Genomic DNA, 20492 nt, shown 5'->3' on the forward strand with positions numbered 1-20492 from the left:
AATCGATCTGCGATGCTGCCTGTGGTTCGGTCGGAATGCGACCGATGGCAAGAAAATTGCGCCGGGACAGATGCCATCGATGGATCGGTTTCGTCGGCACTTCTTCCCATTACGTAAGATGTCCTGAGAGGCAGCAAGCCAGCAAACAGCAAATTGGGCGTCAATCGCTTTTTCGTTGCCCCTGATATGCGGAATTTGCAATCCTGACGTTTACCGCACCTGCAAAAGCCTAATATTCTGTTGCGACCAGCATCAGAAAAGCCTTGCAGTCCAAGCCTTTCTATCATTCATTCCTGCAACCAACCGGAACAAACTGGGAAAGGATAAACGGTATGTCATCTCGTCTTCTTCGCCTGACCACGGCCGCATTGCTCGGCTCCGTGCTCTTCGCCAGCGCGCCGGCCTTTGCCGAGGCGGTTCTCCATCGTGGTAATGCCGGCGAGCCGCAGACGCTTGATCAGGCACAGACCTCGATCAATATTGAGGCCTTCATCCTCAAGGATCTCTATGAAGGACTGACTGTTTACGACGCCGCCGGCAAGATCATCCCCGGTGCTGCAGAGTCCTGGACCTTGTCCGATGACGGCGTGACCTACACGTTTAAGCTGCGCGAGAATGCAAAATGGTCCGACGGCTCGCCCGTTACTGCGCAGGACTTCGAATTTTCCTTCAAGCGGATAGAAGATCCGAAGACTGCTGCCGGCTACGCCAATATTCTCTATCCGATCAAGAATGCCGAAAAGGTCAACAAGGGTGAGGCTCCCGTCGACCAGCTCGGCGTCAAGGCAGTCGACGACAAGACGCTCGAAGTCACTCTGGAACAGCCGACGCCCTTCTTCCTCGAATTGCTCGCCCATCAGACCGCCCTTCCCGTTTCCAAGGCAAGCGTCGAGAAAAACGGCGCCGACTTCGTCAAGCCGGGCACCATGGTGTCGAACGGCGCCTTCAAGCTCGTAAGCCACGTGCCGAATGACAGCCTCGTCGTCGAAAAGAACGCCAGCTACTGGGATGCCGCCAACGTCAAGCTCGACAAGGTGATCTTCTACCCGATCGACGACCAGGCAGCCTCCGTGCGCCGCTTCGAAGCGAAGGAAATGGACCTCGTGTTCAACTTCTCCGCCGACCAGATCGAACGCCTGCGCGGCACCTACAAGGATCAGGTCCACGTCTCGCCGACGCTCGCCACCTATTATTACGTGTTCGACAGCCGTCAGCCGCCGTTCGATGACGTCCGCGTCCGCCAGGCGCTTTCCATGGCCGTCGACCGCGACTTCCTCGCCAAGGAAATCTACAGCGGCTCGCAGCTGCCGTCCTATTCCTTCGTACCGCCGGGCATGGCGACCTATGGCGAGCCGGCCAAGGCCGACTTCGCCGAGCTTTCGCAGCTCGACCGCGAGGACAAGGCGCTCGAACTGATGAAGGAAGCAGGCTACGGCGAGGGCGGCAAGCCGCTTACTGTCGAGATCCGCTACAACACCAACCCGAACCACGAACGCGTGGCAACGGCCGTCGCCGATATGTGGAAGAACACGTTCGGCGCCAAGGTGACGATGACCAACCTCGATGTCTCGTCGCACTATGCCTATCTGCAGGAAGGCGGAAAATACAACGTCGCCCGCGCCGGCTGGGTGGCGGACTATGCCGACGCCGAAAACTTCCTGGCGCTCAACGTCTCCACCAACAAGACTTTCAACTACGGCAAGTACAACAATGCCGAGTTCGATGCGCTGATGAAGCAGTCCTACACGGAAGAGGACCCGGCAGCCCGCTCCAAGATCCTGCACCAGGCGGAAACGATCCTGATGCGTGACCAGCCGGTTGCCCCCTTCCTGACGCAAGCCGATCTGTGGCTGGTCTCCAACCGCGTCAAGGGTTGGGAAGACAACGCCGCCAACGAGCATCTGAGCCGCTTCCTGAGCATTTCCGAGTAATTGGCATCAGAGACGGCGCGCGCCATCCGCGCGCCGTCTCGCAGGAGACTCACGCATGCTGGCTTTTGTCCTGCGCCGCCTTGCGAGCGCCATCCCGACACTGTTCATCGTCGTCACAATTTCATTCTTCCTGATGCGTTTTGCCCCAGGCGGTCCCTTCAACCTGGAACGTCCGCTCCCTCCTGCGACCATGGAGAACATCATGCGGACCTACCAGCTGGACCAGCCCCTGTGGCGGCAATATGTGACCTACATATCGAACGCCGTTCAGGGTGATTTCGGCCCGAGTTACATCTACAAGGACAACTCGGTCGCCGAGCTGATCGGCAAGGGCCTGCCCTATTCGATAGAGCTCGGATTCTATGCGCTGCTGCTTGCGCTCGTCGGGGGCGTGGCGCTCGGCACCGCGGCGGCATTGAGGCAGAACAGCACGCTCGATTTCGCCATCATGTCGCTTGCCACCGTCGGCACGACCGTTCCCAATTTCGTCGTTGGCCCGGTCCTGACGCTTGTCTTCGCCATCCTCCTGTCGCTGCTGCCTGCCGGCGGCTGGGGCGATGGATCGCTGTCCTACCTGCTCCTGCCGATGATCGCGCTGGCGCTGCCGCAATTGGCCGTCTTCGCCCGCCTCACCCGCGGCTCGATGATCGAGGCGCTGCATGCCGACCATATCCGCACCGCCCGCGCCTATGGCCTGCCGGCGCGTATCGTCGTCATCACCCATGCGATGCGGGGCGCGATGCTGCCGGTCGTGTCCTATCTTGCGCCCTGCGCTGCCGCCCTGATGACGGGTTCGGCCGTGGTGGAGACCATCTTCACCATTCCCGGCGTCGGCCGCTACTTCGTGCTCGGCGCGCTGAATCGCGACTACACGCTGGTCATGGGCACGGTCGTGCTGATCGCCATCTTCGTCATCGTTTTCAATCTTCTGGTCGATCTTCTCTACGGCCTGCTCGATCCGAGGGTCCGTCATGACTGATATCGTCAACAATCCCGGCACCGATCCGGCAGCGGCGCTGCCTGAAACCAGGAGCCGCAGCCTCTTCCAGCTGGCCGCCCTCCGCTTCCGCCGCAACAAGGCCGCGATGGCGGGCTGCGTGGTGATGCTTCTGATCGCGCTTTTCTCCTTCCTCGGCCCGCTCTTCGTCCCCCACCGCTACGATCAGGTCTACTCGTCCTATGTCACGGTGCCGCCGAGCCTCCAGCCAAGACCGGATGAAGCATCGCTGGAAGACGCCATGCGCGGCGTCGCGACCCGCGCCCGCGTCAACCTCGACGAGTTCAACGTCGAGGGCCAGACCTTCAAGGCGACGATCAGCGCCGCGGAGCCGATCGATGCCCGCGCGACACGGTACTTCGACCGGGCAAACGAGTTCGACGACACCAAGGTCGTCGCCACCGAGAACGATGGTCGCCTGCTGAAGGTCGAGGGCTCGGTCAGCCGCGAATATTTCTTCTTCGGCACCGATCCCAACGGCCGAGACATGCTGGCCCGCGTCATGCTCGGCGGCCAGATCTCGATCGCTGTTGGCCTGCTTGCAAGTCTCGTGTCACTCGGCATCGGCGTCGTCTACGGCGCGACGTCGGGTTATCTCGGCGGTCGCGTCGACAACGTCATGATGCGTTTCGTCGAGATTCTGTATTCGCTGCCATTCGTCTTTCTCGTCGTCGTGCTGGTCGTTTTCTTCGGCCGCTCCTTCATCCTGATCTTCCTCGTCATCGGCGCGGTGGAATGGCTGGACATGGCCCGCATCGTGCGCGGCCAGACGCTTGCCCTGAAACGGCGCGAATTCGTCGGCGCCGCCCAGGCGCTGGGATTGACCGACTGGCAGATCATCCGTCGCCACATCATCCCGAACACGATCGGCCCGGTCATCGTCTTCGTCACCGTCTTGGTGCCGAAGGTGATCCTGCTCGAGAGCTTCCTGTCCTTCCTCGGCCTCGGCGTCCAGGCGCCGCTGACGAGCTGGGGCGCGCTGATCTCGGAAGGCGCCAACAACATCCAGTCGGCCCCCTGGCTGCTGATCTTTCCGTCCATCTTCTTCGTGGCAACGCTGTTCTCGCTGAACTTCATCGGCGACGGCCTGCGTGACGCGCTCGATCCGAAGGACCGCTGACATGGCCGAGACCAAACAGAACATCCTCTCCATCCGCGATCTCAAGGTCGACTTCGCAACGCCGGATGGCACCATCAACGCGGTCAAGGGCATCGGCTTCGACATCAAGGCAGGTGAGACGATCGCGGTTGTCGGCGAAAGCGGTTCCGGCAAGAGCCAGACGATGATGGGCATCATGGGCCTTCTCGCCAAGAACGGCATGGTGACCGGCTCGGCGAAATATCGCGGCCTGGAACTCGTCGGCCTGCCGCGACACGAGCTGAACGCCGTGCGTGGCGCCAAGATCACCATGATCTTCCAGGAGCCGATGACGTCGCTCGACCCGCTCTACACGATCGGCCGGCAGGTCGCCGAACCGATCGTCTACCACCGGGGCGGCACCTACAGGCAGGCCCGCAGGCGGGTGCTGGAGCTACTGGAACTGGTCGGCATTCCCGATCCCGCCCGCCGCATCGACAGCTATCCGCACGAACTGTCCGGTGGCCAGCGCCAGCGCGTGATGATCGCCATGGCGCTCGCCAACGAGCCGGACGTATTGATCGCCGACGAGCCGACGACCGCGCTCGACGTGACGATCCAGGCACAGATCCTCACACTCCTGCGTTCCCTGCAGGAACGCTTCGGCATGGCGATCGTGCTGATCACCCACGATCTCGGCATCGTCCGGCATTTTGCCGAACGCGTCGTCGTCATGCGCCGGGGCGAAGTGGTCGAACAGGGCAAGACGAAACAGATCTTCGAAAGCCCGACATCGGCCTATTCGCGCATGCTGATCGATGCCGAGCCCCATGGCCGCAAGGAGCCGCCGGCAGCCGGTACTCCGGTCATCCTGGAGGGCCGCGACGTGACGGTCGATTTCGAGATCGGCAGGGGCTTCCTGTCCAAGGGTCCACGCACATTCCGCGCGGTGGATCGCGTCTCGGTGAAGCTGCACGAGGGGCAGACGATCGGCATCGTCGGCGAAAGCGGCTCGGGCAAGTCGACGCTCGGCCGGGCCTTGCTCAGGCTCGTCCAGAGCGATGGCAGCTACCGCTTCGGCCGGGAGGACATTTCGCGCCACGACCGCAAGAAGATGCGCTCGCTGCGCAAGGAAATGCAGCTTGTCTTCCAGGATCCCTACGGCTCGCTCTCGCCGCGCCAAACGGTCGGCGAGATCATCACCGAGGGACTGCTCGTGCATGAGCCGGCCCTCGGCAAGGCCGAGCGTGACCGCCGCGCCATCGCCGCGCTGCAGGAAGTCGGCCTGGATCCGGCTGCCCGCAACCGCTATCCGCACGAGTTTTCCGGCGGCCAGCGGCAGCGTATCGCGATCGCCCGCGCCATGATCCTTAAGCCCCAGGTGGTGATCCTCGACGAGCCGACATCCGCGCTCGATCGCTCGGTGCAGGGACAGGTCATCGACCTTTTGCGCAAGCTGCAGGCCGACCACAACCTCTCCTATGTCTTCATCAGCCACGACCTGTCGGTGGTGAAGGCGATCTCGGACTATGTGATCGTCATGAAGAATGGCGAGATCGTCGAGCAGGGCGAGACGGACGCGATCTTCGAGGCACCGCGGGCAGACTACACCAAGGCGCTTATCGGCGCTGCCTTCAACGTCTGACTACCGGAACCCTGCCCGTCGCAAAACGTTGATTCTCCGACAGACAGATCGGAGGCAATCATGGTTGAAGACAGACGTGCCCAGGAAAGCATCGAAGGCGGCAGCGGCAAGGACAGGGCTGGAAAGCCCGCCGCGAAAACGCCGGCAGGCGGTCCGCACGCCAAGGAGCACCTGACGGATCACGACAAGACGCCGGGTACCGGATCTCTCCCGGCAAACGGCTCGAAGGACACGGATGCGGGGCCGGAGTGATCCGGCCCTTTCCTTTTGCAGCGCAGCCACGCCAAGTGGTTGCGACGCCATGGCACTTGCCCGCGTCACCCCCTGCGGTTAACACCTGCTGATCGAACAGCGGATGTGATCCATGTCAGGCGAAACCATCACCCTTTACGACGCAATCGGCGGCGACGCGACGATCCGGGCGCTGGTCAAGCGCTTCTACCAGTTGATGGACACGCTGCCGGAAGCGGCGCGTTGCCGTGCGATCCACCCGCCAAGCCTTCAAGGCAGCGAGGACAAGCTTTACGATTATCTCACCGGCTATCTCGGCGGACCGCCGGTCTATGTCGAGAAATATGGCCATCCGCGCCTTCGTTCTCGCCATTTCGGCGCCGAGATCGGGCCGCAGGAGCGGGACGAATGGTTCCTTTGCTTCCGCCGCGCCATGGAAGAGACGATCGAGAACCCGAAGCTTCGGGACATCATCTGGCCGCCGATCGAACGCCTTGGCTTCCACATGCAGAACAAGGAATAGCGTCTTGGAAAGACTCGCCAAATTGCGGCCGTTGATTCTGTTTGTGAGCGGCCTGATGGGCCTTGCAGGCGTGGCCCTTGCCGCCGCCGCAAGCCATGGCGGCGACGCCCATCTCCTCGGCTCAGCCTCGACGATGTGCCTGGCGCATGCGCCTGTCCTGCTGGCTCTCTTCATAGCGCATGGAAGCTTCAGGGCGGCGACGCTCGCAGGACTCGTGCTCGGCCTCGGCACGATCATCTTTGCCGGCGACCTCGTGTCCCGGCATTTTCTCGGAGATCGGCTGTTTCCGTTCGCAGCCCCCGCTGGCGGCATGCTGATGATGCTTGGCTGGCTCGCCGTCGCCGCGGGTGCGCTATTCACCCATCGCCGCGCCTGAGAGTGATCTCTCTTACGAGATCCGGCAGGCGTATCCCGCCGCCGGCACCTTCTCCCCGCCGTGACGGGGAGAAGGACCTGAGCCTCACCGCTTCGACCTCTCGCCGCCGGGCAGCACGCGTCCCCTCGCACTAATGGCGCGAACAAGGTCAGGGTAAGGAGTGGAAATACATTACCGCCTGAACGGCAGAATTCTGCCCGCTTCGGACTGGGGAATGGTCGTCGAACCGACCGTCGCATGAGCGGGAAATCTCACGACATTTCCGCTGTGATCATCATTCCGGCCGCGATTGGCCAGGATCTCGTAGAGCTCGGGCACCAGCCCGTCGGCATTCTGTTCGGCGAGCTTGTGCAGGCCTATGAACAGGCTGGCGTCAGGACGCTCTTCTTTCATCATTGCGATCCTTCATCGTCTGAAGCGCACGTTCGAGGCTCGATTTCGAGCCGTTGCGCAGGGGCACGAAGGTGACGCCGAACTTCTTGCAGCCGGTCTTCACCCTCAGACACGCATCGTGGCTAATACAGTCGATGGGGCAGAAGACGCAGTCGACGGAAGGCAGGACCGTATCGATGCGGGAAACCGCCTCGCGAAGGCCGCCGTCGTGATGGATCAGCTCGGCGCCGTGGCGGCTGGCAATGGCACGAAGATGGGCGACTTGGCAGTCGCGCCCGCCGACATAAAGGAAGCTGCGAATGTCGATCGCATCACGCTCCATCTTCACCTGCTGACCTGCGGCCTGCTCGGCCGCACCGCTGCCGCCGTTCTTGCGCTTGTTCTTCTTCGCCATGCCGCTCCTCACCAGACCGATTCATTTCGCTGGAACCTGTTGTGAGCGGCACCTTAGATAAGTTGACTGTTCGAGTAAAGATTAAACTCGACTCTTTTTATCAAGAAAGAATGGGCGGCTTTCGAAGTGGTCCTCAGACCCATGGTCTGGCCAAGGCGAACAGGGCCGAAGCCCTTGGATCAGCGTGTTGCCTCGATGGAAATAAGCCTGATCCCGACAAGATTGTCGCGATCATCGGCGATGATCTCGCCGTAACCGATCACCTGGCCGTTGACCTGAAGCTGGACGGGATCGCCGAAATGGCTGTCCAGCCTGAATTGCGCGCCCTCGCCCGCGGCCATCAACTGGGCGACCGATACTTTCGTCTTGCCGATCACGGCCTGGATTTCCACGGGGATGTCACTCACACGACGACGCGACGTATCCGGTCGTTGAGCCACATTCACGACCTCTTCGGAGGGAAATTCGGGCAGGTTGAGGGCCGGCTTATCGATGGCCGCTGGGTCGCTCATGATGTTTACCTTTGAAATGCATTTGAATCAGTCAGCACGGCAAAAATAAACCAACGGCCAGCCGGCTTCGCCTTCGACGAAAGCCGAGGCTTAACGGATCGTAAACATCCACAGATGGGACGGCCCGGCAGCATCAAGGTGACACACTGTCACGAATGCGGTCAGCCGCGGCGGTGATTCTGCGTCATGCGCGCCTGGATGACGGGAGGGCACAGGCCACGCATCCGTTTCAGAGTCGCGAGCGGCAGGCCGATCTTGGCAAGCGTTTCGATGAAGAACGTGTCTTCCGGCCGGGAGAAGGACACGACCATCTCCGCCTTGAGCACATTGATCTTGGCGCAGGTGAAGAAGATCTCGTTCTCGCCGAGGCAGAGGTAGAAATGGTCGGGAAGGAAGTCGATCGCGCTCGACTGGATGGTCGCGCCATTCTCGTGCAGGCCGACGATCCGCACCTGGATGCTCGCGAACGATTTCACCCCCGCCGTCGGATAGACGGCGCGCGCAACCAGATTGGCCTTGCGAAGGCGGATCTGCGGGTTGTCGTTGGCTCCGTAAAACTGAGCCAGATAGTGGCGGGATTTCCCGTTCTGCAAAATGGCCGGCCTGAAAATTGATGGTTAAAGCAATGTTAATTCCCTAACCCCATCGGCGAAGATGTTCAATTATCAGATTTAAGGATGCTGTGGAGAAAGACAGCCGGGCGGCCTGATCCCAATGGCATCTGCAATATTTTTACCAATTGATAAAATTTCCGCCCGTGGTACCCTTCCCTCAATAGTTGTCCATGACCATAGAATGAGGGAACTCGGATGGAACGACTGGGAAGCGGGATAGAGGCCGGGCGCCTCTCGTCCAACGAATACGCATCGAATTTTTCCGACCTTCACCCGCGCCTCGGGCATCATGAGGCGCTGGTGGCAAGCGACCGCTGCTACTTCTGTTATGACGCGCCGTGCATGACGGCCTGTCCCACCGCCATCGATATCCCGATGTTCATCCGGCAGATATCGACTGGCAATCCTCTCGGATCGGCAAAAACCATCTTCGACCAGAACATTCTGGGCGGCATGTGCGCCCGGGTCTGTCCCACCGAAACGCTCTGCGAGGACGCCTGCGTCCGCAACACGGCCGAGGAACGCCCGGTCGAGATCGGCAGGCTGCAACGTTATGCCACCGACATCGCCATGGAGACCGGCCGCCAGTTCTATGCCCGCAAGGCATCGAGTGGGAAGACGATCGCCGTGGTCGGCGCCGGACCTGCAGGACTTGCCGCCGCGCACCGGCTGGCCGTCAACGGCCACGAGGTCACCATTCTCGAAGCGCGTGAGAAATCCGGTGGGCTCAACGAATATGGCATCGCCACCTACAAGGCGGTCGACGACTTTGCCCAGCGGGAGGTGGACTATGTCACCGCAATCGGCGGCATCACCATCGAACACGGCAAGGCGCTCGGCCGCGATTTCTCCCTGTCGGACCTGACCGCCCGATATGACGCCGTCTTCCTTGGTATGGGCCTTGCCGGCGTCAACGGCCTCGGTGTCGAGGGCGAAAACCTGTCCGGCGTCGACGACGCGGTCGATTTCATCGCAGCGCTTCGGCAGGCAAAAGACAAGGCGGCGATCCCGATCGGCCGCCGCGTTATCGTCATCGGCGGCGGCATGACGGCGATCGATGCCGCGGTCCAGGCAAAGCTGCTCGGCGCCGAGGAAGTGACGATCTGTTACCGCCGCGGCAAGGAAAACATGAACGCCTCGACCTGGGAGCAGGATCTCGCGTCATCCAAGGGCGTCATCATCCGCCACTGGCTTCAGCCGAAATCGATCATCGGCAAGGACGGCCCCAATGGCGCTCATGTCGCCGGCATCGAGGTCGAATATATGGCGATGAAGGACGGCAGGCTGACCGGCACCGGCGAGACTGGCATTCTGGCAGCCGACCAGATCTTCAAAGCGATCGGCCAGACCTTCGAGGCTTCCGGCCTCGGCGCCCTGCAGTTTGACAAGGGCAAGATTGCGGTCGATGCGGAAGGACATACCTCGATCGAAAATGTCTGGGCCGGCGGAGACTGTATCAGTCGCGGTGAGGATCTGACGGTATCGGCCGTCGCGCAGGGGCGCGACGCCGCCGAAAGCATCAACCGCATGCTTGCCGCCGGGCTCAAGCCCGCCAGTGCAGTAGCCTGAGGGGAGACGTGAACCATGGCTGATATCCGCAACAATTTCGTCGGCATCAAATCCCCCAATCCCTTCTGGCTCGCCTCGGCACCGCCGACCGACAAGGCCTATAATGTCGAGCGCGCCTTCAAGGCCGGCTGGGGCGGCGTCGTGTGGAAGACGCTCGGCGAACAGGGACCTCCCGTCGTCAACGTCAACGGCCCGCGCTACGGCGCGATCTGGGGTGCCGACCGCCGCCTGCTTGGCCTCAACAATATCGAGCTGATTACCGACCGCGATCTCTACACCAACCTCGTCGAGATGAAGCAGGTGAAGAAGAACTGGCCGGACCGGGCGATCGTCGCCTCGATCATGGTCCCTTGCGAGGAAGAGGCCTGGAAGGCGATCCTGCCGCTGGTCGAGGAAACCGAGGTAGACGGCATCGAACTGAATTTCGGCTGTCCGCACGGCATGTCGGAACGCGGCATGGGCTCGGCCGTCGGCCAGGTGCCGGAATATATCGAGATGGTCGTGCGCTGGTGCAAGCAATATACCCGCATGCCGGTCATCACCAAGCTGACGCCCAACATCACCGACATAAGGCACCCTGCCCGCGCCGCAAAACGCGGCGGCACCGATGCCGTATCGCTGATCAACACGATCTCCTCGATCGTCTCCGTCGATCTCGACAGCTTTTCGCCCAATCCCTCGATCGACGGCAAGGGTAGTCACGGCGGCTATTGCGGCCCGGCGGTCAAGCCGATCGCGCTCAACATGGTGGCCGAGATCGCCCGCGATCCGGAAACCCATGGTCTGCCGATCTCCGGCATCGGCGGGGTGACGACCTGGCGCGACGCCGCCGAGTTCCTGGCGCTCGGCGCCGGCAACGTGCAGGTCTGCACCGCGGCGATGACCTACGGCTTCAAGATCGTTCAGGAAATGATTTCGGGCCTCTCCGCCTGGATGGATTCGAAGGGCCACCTGACGCTGGACGACATTACCGGCCGCGCCGTGCAGAACGTCACCGACTGGCAGTATCTCAACCTGAATTACATCGCCAAGGCGCATATCGATCAGGACGCCTGCATCAAATGCGGCCGCTGCCACATCGCGTGCGAGGACACGTCCCACCAGGCGATCACGGCATTTGTCGATGGCGTCAGGCATTTCGAGGTGAAGGAGGAGGACTGCGTCGGCTGCAATCTCTGCGTCAACGTCTGTCCGGTGGAGAACTGCATCACGATGGAGGCCCTGCCCCCAGGCAGCCTCGACCAACGAACCGGCCGCACCGTCTATCCGAATTATGCCAACTGGACGACCCATCCAAACAATCCGATGGCACGGCAGGCGGCGGAATAGTCATCGCGGCGAAAAGCCGGGCGCTTCTACGCCCCGAAAGACTTTCGGTAGGCGCTCGGGCTCGTCCCGAGCCGCTTGCGGAAATGGTGGCGCATCGTGGCAAGCGTGCCGAAGCCGCAGGCGACCGCGATATCATCCAGCGATGCTGTCAACTGCTTCTCGAGCAGGTCGCGGGCGTGCCGCAGTCTTTCATTCAGCAGCCATTCGCCGACGCTGTCGCCGGTCGCCGCCTCGAAGCGGCGCTGAAAGGTGCGCATGCTCATGCCGGCGCGGGCGGCCAGCATGCGGATGGACTGTTCCTCCGACAGCCGTTCGCGCATCCATTCGATCAGCGGGCCGAGCCTCAGCCCTTCCCTTTCCTCCGGCACGGGTGCCGCAATGAACTGCGCCTGCCCGCCCTCCCGATGCGGTGGCACGACAAGGCGGCGGGCGACGCTGTTCGCCGCCTCGACTCCGAAATCGCCGCGCACCACATGCAGGCAGAGATCGATGCCGGCGGCACTTCCTGCGGCCGTCAGCGTGTTGCCTTCGTCCATGTAGAGAACGGCGGCATCGAAGGCCGTCTCCGGATAACGTTCGGCGAGCGCATCGACATAACGCCAATGGGTCGTGGCCTTGCGGCCGTCGAGCAGGCCTGCAGCGGCGAGCACCGCGACGCCCGAGCAGAGCGACATGACCCGTGCACCACGCCGATGGGCCGCCCGCAACGCCTCAACCAGCGGCGCGGGAACCGGCGCACCGATGCCGCGCCAGCCCGGCACGACGATCAGGTCAGCCTCGTTCAGCAGCTCCAGCCCAGTATCGACGGATACCGTCAGTCCGCCGGCAGCCCTGAGCGGCCCCGGCTCGATGCCGGCGACGGAGAAGCGATACCAGCCTTCCCCCATTTCCGGCCGGGGCAGACCGAACACCTCGTAGGCGATGCCGAATTCGAAGGTGCAGAGCCCGTCATAGGCAAGCGCCACCACATGCGGACCGGAGGCTTGATGAATAGATGATTTTGGCATGATCTTCACGCTGCCAGTCATAATGGCCAATTTCTCTCACCGGTAGCATCGGCGATGATCGGCGGCAACAGCAACCGAAGAACCACAGGATCAGCCAATGCCAAGCCCCGTTTCAGACTTCCCCGCCGCCGCTCCGGAGGACGCCGCCGAACATTTTGCACGGAAGCTCGCCTTCGAAGCCGACTGTTGGGATGTGCACGCCTCCTTCGCCGGCGGCAAGGTGGATTTCGTTCTGCTCGATGTCCGCTCACCGACGCTGTTTGCTCAATCCCATGTGCCGGGCGCGGTCAGCCTGCCGCACGGCAAGATGACCGCCCATCGCATGTCCGAATGGCCGGCAGATACGTTTTTCGTCGTCTATTGCGCCGGCCCGCATTGCAACGGGGCTGACAAGGCAGCACTTCGCCTCGCCCGTCTCGGCCTCTCGGTAAAGATCATGATCGGCGGCATGACGGGTTGGGCGGATGAAGGTTTCAGCTTCGAAGCGGAAGCTGCCGCCGCCTGAAATCATCCCGATCGCCAGGCATTCTCCATCTGCCGCCACAAGAATAGTTTGCAACCCAACAATGTTGCATTGCAGCAAAAATTACCGACACTTCGCCTCCTGATAGCGAAGTGCCGGACTTCAAAAGAGTTTTAGCGTGATCTTTTTCGAGCATTTGCTCACCGCTGAAAATAATGATCGAAAAAAACAGAAAAATTTCGCAATCGACCAAAGAACAAACAAGTAGTCGCAAGACATCTTAACCCGCAATTAGTGTAATCATGGCAAGACGTTAGCGAGGCATCCTGACGCGAACCATAAGAACGCGCCACGAGCTGTTGTGTTGGGCAAACTGAGTGGTGTGAACTATGGCATTTCGAGACATGGCCATTTCGAAGAAACTCGGCCTCGTCACCGTCGTGATGGGTCTTTCTTCTCTGATTATCGCAGGCATTGCAGGAACCGGCCTTTATGGCCTGCAGAAGGCCATGATTTCCGTCGGCGCCCGCGAGGAGGTTGCCCGCGAGGCGATGGACCTGCGCGTCGACATCATCGCCATCAGCCGCATGACCTACCAGCTGGCGGCGGCACCGGATAAAGCGAAGGATTTCCGCGCCGATGCCGAAAAGCGCTCGAGCGAAATGCTCGCCCGCCTGCCGAAGATCGAATCCACTGCAGATGCGACCGAAAAGGATCAGCTGAAGACGATCCGCGGCGCACTCGACAGCTATTTCGGCGCGATCCGCAGCATGGTCGACACCGCCGAGAAGAACCCGGCCGATGCGGCTGCGATTTCCGCAGCACTCAAGACAACGCTTGACGGCCAGAAGGTCGTGACCGACACGGTCAAGGTCTACAGCACCTATTCCGGCAAGTCGCTGGCCGACGCCCGCGCCGCGGCCGTCGCCTCCTCCAGCACCGCGATGCTGATTTCGGCTGTCTCCGCTGTTGTCTTCATCATCATCGGTGCAGCGATCAGCACGATGGTCTCCCGCCGCGGTATCGTTCGCCCGATCCGCTCGCTGACCCAGGCCATGACCCGCCTTGCGAATGGCGAGATGAACAACCTCGAGATCGATGCCGCCCGCAAGGACGAGATCGGCGAGATGGCCCGTGCGGTCGAAGTCTTCCGCACCAATGCGCTCGCCATGGATGAACTGAAGGCCCAGGAAGCCGCCCTGCACCGCAGCAGCAGCGACCTGCAGTCGAGCATCTCTGCCGTGGTCGCCTCCGCCGTCGCCGGCGACTTCTCCGGCCGGATCAGCAAGGACTACCAGAACGAGGACCTCAACCGCTTCGCATCGGGCGTCAATGAACTGGTCGAGAGCGTCGATGACGCCGTCACCGAGGTTCGCCGCGTCATCGCAGCGCTTGCAGACGCCGACCTGACCCAGAGCATGGAAGGCCACTTCCAGGGCGCATTCGCCGAACTGCAGGTCAACGTCAACAACACGATGGTCCGCCTGCGCGGCACCATGCACAATGTTCGCGGCGCCGCCAGCACGATCAACAACAACTCGGCCGAACTGTCGTCCGCCGCAAACGATCTGTCGAAGCGTACCGAACAGCAGGCCGCGGCCCTCGAAGAGACCGCAGCAGCGCTCGACGAGATCACCGCGACCGTCCGCGCCGCCTCGGCCCGTGCGACCGAAGCCCGCGATATGGTCCACGAGACCAAGCAGAGCGCGGCGAAGTCGGGTGAGATCGTCCGCTCGGCCGTCACCGCCATGGGCCGCATCGAAGAATCTTCGACCAAGATCAGCCAGATCATCGGCGTGATTGACGAGATTGCGTTCCAGACCAACCTCCTGGCGCTCAACGCCGGCGTCGAGGCTGCCCGCGCTGGCGAAGCAGGCCGCGGCTTCGCCGTCGTCGCCCAGGAAGTCCGCGAACTGGCACAGCGTTCTGCGAACGCCGCAAAGGAGATAAAGACGCTGATCAGCGCTTCGGCTGCGGAAGTCGAAGGCGGCGTCTCGCTCGTCCGCTCCACCGGCAGCGCGCTGGTCGAGATCGAAGGCCTCGTAAACCGGGTCAACGAACACGTCGAATCCATCGCCACTGCTGCCCGCGAACAGGCAACGGCGCTGGCCGAGATCAACTCCTCGGTCAACCACATGGACCAGATGACCCAGAAAAACGCCGCGATGGTGGAAGAAACCACCGCCGCCAGCGAGACACTGGCCGACGAAAGCCGACAGCTGCAGCAGATCCTGAGCAACTTCAAGCTGGATGCCGGCAGCGAACTCGGCGCCATGGGCCGCCGGATGCGCAACGCCGCCTGATCGGCGACATTCAACGATCGAAATCAAAAGGCCCGGACGCCATGCGCCCGGGCTTTTTCTTTGTGAGAAATACCGCCCGAGCAGTATCCCGGTTGAATTTCAGGCCTGATGCCCTGCGAGGTTGCCTCGCAGCGAAGACGATGGTCTTATTGGTCGCAAACTGAAACCTGCCTTTTTTGCCGATTTTCGAAGCGATAGAGACATGTCGATTTCAGATGCCATTTACCGCCCGTTCGAGACGCTAATCCGACCGCTGGATATCCCTTACCGGCCGCTGCCCTCCAGAGGCCCGGTCGCGGTGCTCATGCATTTCATCTCGATGTTCCGCGGAGTTCTAATCGCGCTTGCACTTGCCTCGATCGCCATGGAGGCGATCAATCTGACCATCGTCTGGGGGCTTTCCGTCGTCGTTGACGGGGTCAGCCAGCAAGGCGCCGCGGCCTTCCTGAAAAGCGAGCAGCGGCTGTTGGCGTTTCTGGGCCTGCTCCTGTTTCCCGGCCTGCCGGTCGCCTCGTTCTTGCTGAACACTCTTCAATCCCACACGCTAAGCGTTGCTATGCCGGCGGCGATCCAGTGGCAGGGCCATAAGGCAGTGGAGAGGCAGGACATCGCATTCTTCCACGATCTCTTTGCCGGACAGGTTGTCTCGCGGCTTTCGCAGGTCGCATCCGCCGTGCAGCAGCAGATCATTGCCGCGTTCCAGACGATACCGCGCTTCATTCTGTCCATGGCGGGGTCCGTGGTGCTGCTCAGCGCGCTCGCTTGGCAATTGGCGCTCCCTGTCGTCGTCTGGATCCTGCTCAACGTCGCTCTTGCGGTGAAGATGGCCCCCATCTTCACCGAGCGCTCCCGCCGCACGGCCAAACAACGCAGCCTGATAGCCGGCACCGTCAACGACCTTTACGGCAACATGCAGATGATCAAGCAGTTTGCGGCTGAAGACAGCGAGGCAGGTGCAATCCGCCGTGTCCTTCAAAATTCGGTCGATACCCAGCACAGCGAGCAACGAATCTACCGGACGTCGGAACTCATCGTGGTCGCCCTCAATACCGGCCTCTGGCTCACCATCCTTTGGATCGGGCTCACCGGCCTGGTCGAAGGCTTCATATCCGTCGGCGAGTTCGTGGCAGCAGTCTACGTTCTGCAGCGGCTGTCAGCACACACTTTCACCTTTCTCCAGATGGGCCAGCAGATCTTCCAGGCCATCGGCACGATCAGGGACGCCATGCCGGTGATGACGACACCGCCGACCATCACCGATCGGCCGGGAGCCGGAGAGCTTGCGGTCACGGACGGAGAGATCCGCGTCCAGAACGTCACCTTCGCCTACCGGGCGGAAAAACGAGTGGTCAAGGATCTTTCGCTCGTCATCAAACCCGGAGAAAAAGTCGGCCTTGTCGGCCTGTCGGGTGCAGGAAAGACGACGCTGGTAAGCCTGCTTCTGCGCTTCTACGATCCCGGCAATGGCGCCATCTTGATCGATGGTCAGGACATAAAAAACGTTACGCAGGCAAGTCTGCGACAAAGTATCGGCGTTATCGCACAGGATGTCGCCCTTCTCCATCGCTCGGTCGGCGACAATATCCGCTACGGCCGCCCCGAAGCGACACGGCAGGAAATCGAGGATGCAGCAAAGACTGCCAGTGCCGACGCGTTCATTGCCGAACTGAAGGATGCAGAAGGCCGCACGGGCTACGAAGCCTTTGTCGGCGATCGTGGCATCAAACTGTCCGGCGGCCAGAGACAGCGCATCGCCATCGCACGCGTCCTGCTGAAAAACGCGCCTATCCTGGTTCTGGACGAGGCGACATCCTCCCTAGACAGCGAGTCAGAAGCCGCAATCCAGGACCGGCTCGATTTCGTCATGGAGGGAAAAACGGTCATTGCGATTGCCCATCGCTTGTCCACCATTGCCAAGATGGATCGCATTCTGGTGCTCGATAAGGGACGGGTCATCGAGGAGGGAACGCCCGCAGACCTGATCGAGAGCGACGGCCTTTTTGCCCGCCTATGGAAACGCCAGACTGGTGGCTTCATTGCGGAAGATGCATGATCGGCCGGACGGTTTCGAAAGCCATCCGCTCACCCTTTCCCCAGCATCCCCAGCATGGCCCCAAGCGCCCGCGTGACATGCCGCTCACCGTGACGTAGCGTCGAGAAGGCGCGCGACGGCATCTCGAAATTGGCCACATGCAGCGCACCGGCCAGCGAATGGAATTCGGTCGCCCGGCTGGAGAGCACCGTAGCCGACAGCCCCGCCTCGACAGCCGCGATCGCCGCCTCGTTCGACGGCATTTCCAGCACCACTGATAGCGCCTGCGGGTCGATATCAAGGCTCGTCAGATGTGCCTCGAAAGCCGAACGCGTACCGGAGCCCTTTTCTCGCATGATCCAGGATGTTTCCAGAAGATCATCGGCCGTGAGCTCTCTCCCGTCCGCCCAAGGGTGGCGACTGCCGACCACGAGGACGAGCCGATCTCGCGCCACCAGCGAACGCCGAAGCTCCGGCATCGCGATCTCGCCCTCCACCACCGCAAGCTCGGCCGCGCCGGCAAGCACCGCCTCCGCAGCACTCTGGGTATTGCCGACGGTGAGCCGCAGATCGACGCGCGGAAAACGTTCGTGATAGCCGACCAGCCTTGACGGCAGCCAGTAGCTCGCCACCGTCTGGCTGGCATGGATGCGCAGCACGCCGGCGGCAGAACCGCCGAGATCGGCGAGCGCCAGCTCCGCCGCCTTCGCCCGCTCCAGCACGCCCTGCGCCTCGTCGACGAACAACCTGCCGGCTTCCGTCAGCGCGATGCGCCGACCGACCCTGTCGAACAGGATCACGCCGTGGCGCGCCTCAAGCGCCGAGATCGCCGCACTGACAGCCGATTGCGTCAGATTGAGCGCTTCCGCCGCCTGCGTCACATGCTCGCGCGCCGCGACTTCCAGAAATATCCTGAGCTGGTCGAGTGTCATTGCGCCATCATTCGATTTTAGCGAACGATATCACAAAACTTATCAATTGGATTTGTTCTTTTGCTGAGAGGAGAATGATTTTCGACAAAGTTCGAATATTTTGGAAATTTCATGAGGCCGAGCACAACAGCCCTAGAACGCGGAACCAGTTCGCTGGCGACCCTGCCGCCGCTTCTGCCTGGCATCCTGTTGACGGCAGCGATCGCTGCGATCGCGATTGCCATTCGATCGCTAACCGGCTGGACGGCTCTCAGCCCGCTGATCCTGTCCATCATCATCGGCATGCTGATCCGCAACACGCTGAGCCTCCCGGCGGCAATCGAACCCGGTATCGGCTTTTCGCTGAAACGCATCCTTCGCTTCGGCATCACCCTGCTCGGCCTGCAGGTAACGGTAGCGCAGATCCTGTCGCTCGGCGGCGCGGCACTTGTCATGGTCGCACTTACGCTCGCAGCCTCCTTCCTCGCCATCAGGCTTGCCGGCCGCGCACTCGGCGTCGACAGCCAGCTGACGGATTTGATCGCCGCCGGAACCTCGGTCTGCGGTGCATCCGCGGTGATCGCGGCAAACACCGTCGTGCGCGGCAAGCAGGAACATGTCGCCTATGCCGTCGCCTGCGTTACGCTTTTCGGCTCCATCTCGATGCTGGCCTACCCGTTGCTGGCGTCCCCGCTGGGGCTCGACGAGCGCGCCTACGGCCTGTGGTCCGGCGCCACGATCCACGAAGTGGCCCAGGTCGTCGCCGCCTCTTTTCAGGCTGGTGATGTCGCGGGTCAGTTCGGCACGATTTCGAAACTCGCCCGCGTCGTGCTGCTGGCACCGCTCGTCATGACGCTGGCACTTGCCCTGCGTTCAGGCGCAAACGGCAAGGGACAGTCGGGCGGCGTTCCGATGCCTTGGTTCGTGCTGGGTTTCATTGCCATGATGGCAGTCAACAGCGTGGTCGACATTCCCACCGAGGCCAGCAAGAGCATCGTCATGCTGACCAACTTCTTGCTCTCCATGGCACTCGGTGCGATGGGCCTGCAGGCCAATATCGCCAAACTGAAGGCAGAGGGATGGCGACCACTGGCGCTCGGCGCCTTCGGCTGGGTTTTCATCGCCGCCTTCGGCTTCGTGATGCTCAAACTTTTCGGATTTTGACTTCGGGAGACCACGGCCGCACCCGCTTGAAGCGGTGCGGCCGGCCTACGCGTCACTCAGCAGGGCTTTGGGCGTTCCGGCTCCCGTTCCTCTTCGCGAACCGCCTCGTCATGATACCAGCAGGTATCGACGACCGAGAACACGATGTCTCCCATACCGAGAGGGGTCGTCAGGCCATTGTCGAGACGACGCCGCGGATTGACCGGAAACTGGTAGATCTTTGCTGTTTCACGATGGATGCCTGCCATCCTATCGCCTCCTCACTTCACTGCATCAAACTGACCAAGACTTCATTTTTGCCTATTTTTTATGCTCGATGCATTAATTTACATCATTTGCATATATGTTGCCAGCTAAGATTGAGATCGCGTCGAGTTTCGCTGCAGAAATCTGCGCGTTAAAAGGCCAACAGCATTGGCGCGAGAAAGTTCCGCGGGCCACAGCCAAGTGCCAAAACGCCTGCTTTATCCATGTACGGATGCGATTCAGTCCTGCCGAGCGCGCGCGACCTTGCATTTGTAACATTTTTTTAAAGGCACCTCGCCCGGAGACGGCAAACTGGCACGGCACGTGCTTTTGATAGAGCAAGCCCGGGGTGGCGGCCGCAAGGCAGGCATTCTGGATGGCTCAACCATGAAGATCACGGCCTGAGAGATAAAACATGACCAAGTATAAGCTCGAGTACATCTGGCTCGACGGTTACACCCCCGTCCCGAACCTGCGCGGCAAGACGCAGATCAAGGAATTCGACGCTTTCCCGACGCTCGAGCAGCTGCCGCTCTGGGGCTTCGACGGTTCGTCGACCATGCAGGCCGAAGGCCGCTCCTCGGATTGCGTGCTGAAGCCCGTCGCGATCTACCCGGATCCGGCCCGCACGAACGGTGCTCTCGTCATGTGCGAAGTCATGATGCCGGATGGCGTTACCCCGCATCCGTCCAACAGCCGCGCAACCATCCTCGACGACGAAGATGCATGGTTCGGCTTCGAGCAGGAATACTTCTTCTACGAAGACGGCCGTCC

21 protein-coding genes are annotated in these 20492 nt (G+C 61.5%); 14 read left to right on the plus strand and 7 right to left on the minus strand.

The window, feature by feature from the left end:
• Positions 1 to 332 precede the first annotated feature (332 nt).
• The 7 genes from BM216_RS20090 to BM216_RS20120 all read left to right on the plus strand — a co-directional run bounded on the left by BM216_RS20090 (position 333) and on the right by BM216_RS20120 (position 6781).
• Positions 333 to 1931 (plus strand): peptide ABC transporter substrate-binding protein, encoded by a 1599-nt coding sequence (locus BM216_RS20090; protein ID WP_093000976.1) that lies wholly within the window; start codon positions 333 to 335, stop codon positions 1929 to 1931.
• 55 nt (positions 1932 to 1986) lie between these two features.
• On the plus strand, positions 1987 to 2910 hold the full coding sequence (gene oppB, locus BM216_RS20095; protein WP_093000977.1) for an oligopeptide ABC transporter permease OppB: 924 nt from the start codon (positions 1987 to 1989) through the stop codon (positions 2908 to 2910).
• The gene (locus tag BM216_RS20100) at positions 2903 to 4048 is read left to right on the plus strand and encodes an ABC transporter permease (RefSeq protein ID WP_093000978.1); all 1146 of its coding nucleotides are present in this window, start codon (positions 2903 to 2905) and stop codon (positions 4046 to 4048) included. Before oppB ends, BM216_RS20100 begins: the two co-directional genes overlap by 8 nt.
• Position 4049: 1 nt before the next feature.
• Positions 4050 to 5651, plus strand: a complete 1602-nt coding sequence (locus BM216_RS20105) for an ABC transporter ATP-binding protein (protein WP_093000979.1) — start codon at positions 4050 to 4052, stop codon at positions 5649 to 5651.
• Between the two features lie 60 nt (positions 5652 to 5711).
• Positions 5712 to 5903 (plus strand): hypothetical protein, encoded by a 192-nt coding sequence (locus tag BM216_RS20110; protein WP_093000980.1) that lies wholly within the window; start codon positions 5712 to 5714, stop codon positions 5901 to 5903.
• A 112-nt stretch (positions 5904 to 6015) separates the two neighbouring features.
• Positions 6016 to 6405: a group II truncated hemoglobin gene (locus BM216_RS20115; RefSeq protein WP_093000981.1), complete on the plus strand. Its 390-nt coding sequence runs from the start codon at positions 6016 to 6018 to the stop codon at positions 6403 to 6405.
• Positions 6406 to 6409: 4 nt separating this feature from the next.
• Positions 6410 to 6781: a DUF423 domain-containing protein gene (locus BM216_RS20120; RefSeq protein WP_244530242.1), complete on the plus strand. Its 372-nt coding sequence runs from the start codon at positions 6410 to 6412 to the stop codon at positions 6779 to 6781.
• Positions 6782 to 6952: 171 nt separating this feature from the next.
• Here the strand turns inward: BM216_RS20120 and BM216_RS20125 are convergent, their stop codons facing one another.
• The 4 genes from BM216_RS20125 to BM216_RS20140 form a co-directional block, all read right to left on the minus strand.
• Complete coding sequence (locus BM216_RS20125; RefSeq protein ID WP_177230847.1) at positions 6953 to 7174, minus strand: hypothetical protein; 222 nt, start codon at positions 7172 to 7174, stop codon at positions 6953 to 6955.
• Positions 7155 to 7568 (minus strand): DUF2325 domain-containing protein, encoded by a 414-nt coding sequence (locus BM216_RS20130; RefSeq protein ID WP_093000983.1) that lies wholly within the window; start codon positions 7566 to 7568, stop codon positions 7155 to 7157. The genes BM216_RS20125 and BM216_RS20130 overlap by 20 nt, the downstream gene beginning before the upstream one ends.
• Before the next feature lie 179 nt (positions 7569 to 7747).
• Positions 7748 to 8080, minus strand: a complete 333-nt coding sequence (locus BM216_RS20135) for a FliM/FliN family flagellar motor switch protein (protein ID WP_093000984.1) — start codon at positions 8078 to 8080, stop codon at positions 7748 to 7750.
• Between the two features lie 161 nt (positions 8081 to 8241).
• On the minus strand, positions 8242 to 8673 hold the full coding sequence (locus tag BM216_RS20140; protein WP_093000985.1) for a hypothetical protein: 432 nt from the start codon (positions 8671 to 8673) through the stop codon (positions 8242 to 8244).
• Positions 8674 to 8889: 216 nt separating this feature from the next.
• Between BM216_RS20140 and BM216_RS20145 the strand changes: the two genes are divergently transcribed.
• Positions 8890 to 10263, plus strand: a complete 1374-nt coding sequence (locus tag BM216_RS20145; protein WP_093000986.1) for an NAD(P)-dependent oxidoreductase — start codon at positions 8890 to 8892, stop codon at positions 10261 to 10263.
• A gap of 15 nt (positions 10264 to 10278) precedes the next feature.
• Positions 10279 to 11592: an NAD-dependent dihydropyrimidine dehydrogenase subunit PreA gene (gene preA / locus BM216_RS20150; RefSeq protein ID WP_093000987.1), complete on the plus strand. Its 1314-nt coding sequence runs from the start codon at positions 10279 to 10281 to the stop codon at positions 11590 to 11592.
• 26 nt (positions 11593 to 11618) lie between these two features.
• Here the strand turns inward: preA and ftrA are convergent, their stop codons facing one another.
• A complete protein-coding gene (ftrA, locus tag BM216_RS20155) occupies positions 11619 to 12620 on the minus strand; it encodes a transcriptional regulator FtrA (RefSeq protein ID WP_093000988.1) in 1002 nt (333 codons plus the stop codon).
• Positions 12621 to 12696: 76 nt separating this feature from the next.
• Between ftrA and BM216_RS20160 the strand changes: the two genes are divergently transcribed.
• The 3 genes from BM216_RS20160 to BM216_RS20170 all read left to right on the plus strand — a co-directional run bounded on the left by BM216_RS20160 (position 12697) and on the right by BM216_RS20170 (position 17418).
• Positions 12697 to 13104, plus strand: coding sequence for a rhodanese-like domain-containing protein (locus BM216_RS20160; protein WP_093000989.1), 408 nt, complete (start codon positions 12697 to 12699; stop codon positions 13102 to 13104).
• 347 nt (positions 13105 to 13451) lie between these two features.
• Entirely contained in the window at positions 13452 to 15365 is a 1914-nt protein-coding gene (locus BM216_RS20165; protein WP_093000990.1) for a methyl-accepting chemotaxis protein, read from the plus strand.
• Positions 15366 to 15567: 202 nt separating this feature from the next.
• Positions 15568 to 17418 carry an ABC transporter ATP-binding protein gene (locus tag BM216_RS20170; protein WP_093000991.1) on the plus strand — a complete coding sequence of 617 codons (1851 nt, stop codon included), beginning with the start codon at positions 15568 to 15570 and terminating at the stop codon, positions 17416 to 17418.
• A 29-nt stretch (positions 17419 to 17447) separates the two neighbouring features.
• Here the strand turns inward: BM216_RS20170 and BM216_RS20175 are convergent, their stop codons facing one another.
• Positions 17448 to 18329, minus strand: a complete 882-nt coding sequence (locus BM216_RS20175; RefSeq protein WP_093000992.1) for a LysR substrate-binding domain-containing protein — start codon at positions 18327 to 18329, stop codon at positions 17448 to 17450.
• Positions 18330 to 18440: 111 nt separating this feature from the next.
• On the opposite strand from BM216_RS20175, the gene BM216_RS20180 reads away from it, so the two are divergent.
• Positions 18441 to 19472: a YeiH family protein gene (locus BM216_RS20180; RefSeq protein ID WP_177230848.1), complete on the plus strand. Its 1032-nt coding sequence runs from the start codon at positions 18441 to 18443 to the stop codon at positions 19470 to 19472.
• A gap of 56 nt (positions 19473 to 19528) precedes the next feature.
• Here the strand turns inward: BM216_RS20180 and BM216_RS20185 are convergent, their stop codons facing one another.
• Entirely contained in the window at positions 19529 to 19720 is a 192-nt protein-coding gene (locus tag BM216_RS20185) for a DUF2735 domain-containing protein (protein ID WP_093000993.1), read from the minus strand.
• Positions 19721 to 20133: 413 nt separating this feature from the next.
• Here BM216_RS20185 and BM216_RS20190 point away from each other — a divergent pair.
• Positions 20134 to 20492 (plus strand): glutamine synthetase beta-grasp domain-containing protein (locus tag BM216_RS20190; protein ID WP_177230849.1); only part of this gene is annotated, 359 nt, incomplete at its 3' end.

Source organism: Rhizobium sp. NFR07, from assembly GCF_900111905.1.
Classification (GTDB): domain Bacteria; phylum Pseudomonadota; class Alphaproteobacteria; order Rhizobiales; family Rhizobiaceae; genus Neorhizobium.